This window comes from Actinoplanes sp. NPDC051633, from assembly GCF_040681735.1.
Lineage (GTDB): Bacteria > Actinomycetota > Actinomycetes > Mycobacteriales > Micromonosporaceae > Actinoplanes.
The window spans coordinates 1-3,410 of the sequence record NZ_JBFAZH010000856.1; the positions used below are offsets into that span (position 1 = coordinate 1).

Annotated in this window: 3 protein-coding genes; all 3 read right to left on the reverse strand. The window is 69.9% G+C overall.

Features of this window, described 5'->3' with window-relative positions:
• Positions 1 to 12: 12 nt before the first annotated feature.
• Positions 13 to 438 (reverse strand): 50S ribosomal protein L11, encoded by a 426-nt coding sequence (locus AB0M20_RS33340; protein WP_364304315.1) that lies wholly within the window; start codon positions 436 to 438, stop codon positions 13 to 15.
• A 199-nt stretch (positions 439 to 637) separates the two neighbouring features.
• Positions 638 to 2,620, reverse strand: a complete 1,983-nt coding sequence (locus AB0M20_RS33345) for a fibronectin type III domain-containing protein (RefSeq protein WP_364304316.1) — start codon at positions 2,618 to 2,620, stop codon at positions 638 to 640.
• A gap of 45 nt (positions 2,621 to 2,665) precedes the next feature.
• Positions 2,666 to 3,410, reverse strand: a 745-nt coding sequence (locus AB0M20_RS33350) for a lytic transglycosylase domain-containing protein (RefSeq protein ID WP_364304317.1), incomplete at its 5' end; no start/stop codon positions are given.

Sequence of the window (3,410 nt, forward strand, 5' to 3'; positions counted from 1 at the left end):
GTCAGATCAGAATCAGTCGGCGACCTTGACGCCCATCGAGCGGGCGGTGCCGGCGACGACCTTGACCGCGGCCTCGACGTCGTTGGCGTTGAGGTCGGGCAGCTTGCGCTCGGCGATGCCGCGCACCTGCTCCTGGCTCAGCGTCCCCACGGTCTGCGTCAGCGGGTTGGACGCGCCCGACTGGATCCCCAGCGCCTTGCGGATCAGGAAGCTGGTCGGCGGCGTCTTGTAGACCAGCTGGTGGCTGCGGTCCTCGAAGACGGTGACCACGACCGGGATGATCTCTCCACGGTTCTTCGACGTCGCCTCGTCGTACTCGACCTTGACCGCACGCATGTTGGCGCCGGTCGGGCCGAGCATCTTGCCGAGGTCGACCATCGCGGCGTTACCCGCCTCAAGCGCGAGGGTCACCACGTGGGTCTTCTTCTTGGGCGGCATTGCTTCAGGGCTCCTTCGTGTGTGCTGCGGGCCGAAGTGGGAGCGCCGCCAGCATCTGAACGCACAACAACCCCAAGACCCTATCTGCCGCCCTCATCTGTTCCAAATCCGGGCAGCGGGGTCTCAGGCTCACTTCCAGCATACCCGCTTGCCCGTCGCGGCCCGCCGCGAGCCCGCCCGCGTCAGCGACCGGTCAGCGTCATCGACCGGTCAGCGAGAGGTCGTCCGCGAGGAACCACTCCCCCGCGTCCAGATCCTTCGCGTAGACCGCCATCGACAGGCTGCCGCCGCTCTTGGTCGCCGTGAGCTGCGCCGACACCTTCACCCAGCCGGTCGACGACGCGGTCACCGCGCCCGTTCTGTCGGTCAGCAGCGTCCCGGTGGACGACCACTCCCGCAGCCGCACCACGAGCTCCTGCCCGACGATCTTGGGCTTCATCCAGGCCGACGCCGCATAGGCCGTGCCGGCCACCGTCGCCCGCACCCACCGCGGATCATCGTTGAACCCGCTGGTCAGATCCTTGGCCTTCCCCGCCGCATTGACCTTGACGGCACCCTTGCCGGTCCGCGCGCCCGAGGTCACCCGGCTCACCGCAACATCGGCGTTCGCGCCGTAGCGCCCCGCCCATCCGGACAAATCGGCCTCAAGACCGGAGTTCACAACCCATTCCCTGGGTACGCGCGTCGGGGAAGTCGACGGCGTCGGCGTGCCGCCGGGTGCCGGGTCCGTCGGGCGGGTCGGCGCCGGGCTGTCCGTCGTGGTCGGGCCAGGGCTCACGGTCGGCGTCGGGCCCCCGGTGGACGTCGGGCTCGGGCTGGGCGACGGGCCGCCCGTGCCGCCGGGCGCCGGGCATGCCGGGGTGACCGCCGGTCCGCTCGCCGCACCCGCCACCGGCTCACAACCGGCGGTGAACGTCGTCGACCAGATCGTGTCGCCGTACCCGCACGGGTCCTGCTTGTTCACGTCCGGGATCGTCGGGCCGCAGACCCAGCGCAACGACAGCTGCCGCGCCGCCGCGTCATAGTCGCCGGCCAGCACGCCCAGGTGGCTGAAGCGGACCAGCGAACCCGCCGCGGGCGGCGACGGCAGCGCCACACTGCCCTGGCCGCCGGTCGCGTTCGTCACGTGGGTCAGGCCGTTGATCGGGCCGAACACCTCCAGCGCGTGCACGTGATGCGCCAGGTTCAGCACGTACTTGCCGCCGCCCGCGCTGTACTTCACGGCCAGCGCGTCGACCGCCGACCGGATGCCCGGGTCCCAGCCGTTCACGGTCAGGCTGGAGTACGCCGGCCGGTGCCCGTACGTCATGACGAAGTTGATCGTCGGGTCCTGAGCCGCCTCGGCCATCAGGGCGTCGGCGACCGGCTGCCACGCCGCCAGCGCGCCGACCCAGATCTCCGGATAGCTGATGAACAGCACACCCCCGGCGCGGAACCATCCCCAGTCCTCGCCCATGCACGTGTTCACCGTGATTCCGCAGCCCGGCGCCTTGACCTGGGTAACGGTGTCCGTCGGCACCGACTGCGGATGCGTGAGGCGGCCACGGCCCTTGTAGTTGGCCAGCGAATCCCGCGGCGTCCCGGCCGGCGCGCCCGGCTGCGGGTTGCCGTACTCGTGATTGCCCCACACCGGCTGGAACGCGGCCGCCGTCGACCAGGCCTGCTGATCGGTGTAATAGGTGTGCACCGCCGGCACCCCGCACACGTTGGCCTCGGAGATGTCGCCGCCGTGCGTGACGAACCGCGGCTGCAGCTGCGCGATGAGCTGATGGGTCTGCGCCACCCACGGCTTGCACGCCGAGCTCGCCGTGTCCCCCACGTCGACCCAGCGGAAACTGCCGATCGGCGCCGTCCGCAGCACGTGATCGACGCCCGCGCCGATCCGGTAGTGATACGCGGTGTCCGGCGCCAGCCCGGTCAGCGTCACCTCGCGGAACGGCCCGGCCGAGTCGACCGGCGTGATCGCCGAGTCCATAGCCACCGCCTGGAACCCGTACGCCTCGGTCAGGCCGTAGGCGATCGCGGAATCGGCGCCGCGCCAGCTCACCACCACCGACCCGGCATCATCGCCGTACGAGTAGTGGATCTCCTCGGCGGTGTCCTCCGCGCCGGCCGGACCGGCGTGCAGCAGAGCCAGGACCAGACCGGCGACCACGGCCGACGTGCCACGCAACAGACCCATTCGGCCATCCGACCACCGCCGCGCGGGCCGGGTGACCGATACCGCTCAGTATCGGTCGCAGTAGCAGGACTTCATCAACGAACGTACCGAGTCCACGTAAGCGGGATTGGGCAGCTCGCCGCTCGCGTATCCTGCGTCGACCGCGCCGCGGCCGGCGTTGTAGCCGGCGATCACCATGTTGAGCAGGCACATGCTGCCGTGCGTCTTGCACTTCTTCGGGCTCAGGTCGTACTTCTTCTTGAAGTACTGGTCCCCGAACGCCTTCGTCAGCCAGGCCAGGTAGTTGGCGCCGACCTGCGCGTTCTGCCGATAGTCCGTCGCGTCGTAGGCCAGCCCGAAGCGCTGGTTGATCATGTCGACGGTGTCCGGCATGACCTGCATCAGGCCGCGCCCGCCATCGCAGTTCACCCAGTTCGAATGCCAGCCGCTCTCCTGCCAGGCGATCGCCTTGACCAGGTCGGCGTTCAGCTTGAGCTGCGGCGCCTCACTGTTCCAATACGTCTTGCCGGCCGCCTTGACCAGCGCCGCCTTCGCCGCCTTGTTCGTCTGCAGCTTGCCCTCACGGTGGGCGCACTCGGGCAGCGTGAAGTTGTTCGGATCCCGGGCCGGGGCCGCCTTCGGCTTCTTCTTCGCGGCGGGCGGCTTCGTCGACGGCGGCGTCGAGCTGGGTTCCTCGACCGGAGTGGGGTCGACCGTCTCGATCGGCGTGGTCGGCTCCGGGGTGGCCGCGACCGGCACCGCGTCGTCCTGCTGCCGGACCAGGCCGCAGCCCAGCGACAACCCGATCAGG

Excerpts from the sequence above, each read along its gene's own strand:
- AB0M20_RS33340 (WP_364304315.1), bottom strand. The coding sequence starts at position 438 with ATGCCGCCCAAGAAGAAGACCCACGTGGTGACCCTCGCGCTTGAGGCG.
- AB0M20_RS33345 (WP_364304316.1), bottom strand. The coding sequence starts at position 2,620 with ATGGGTCTGTTGCGTGGCACGTCGGCCGTGGTCGCCGGTCTGGTCCTG.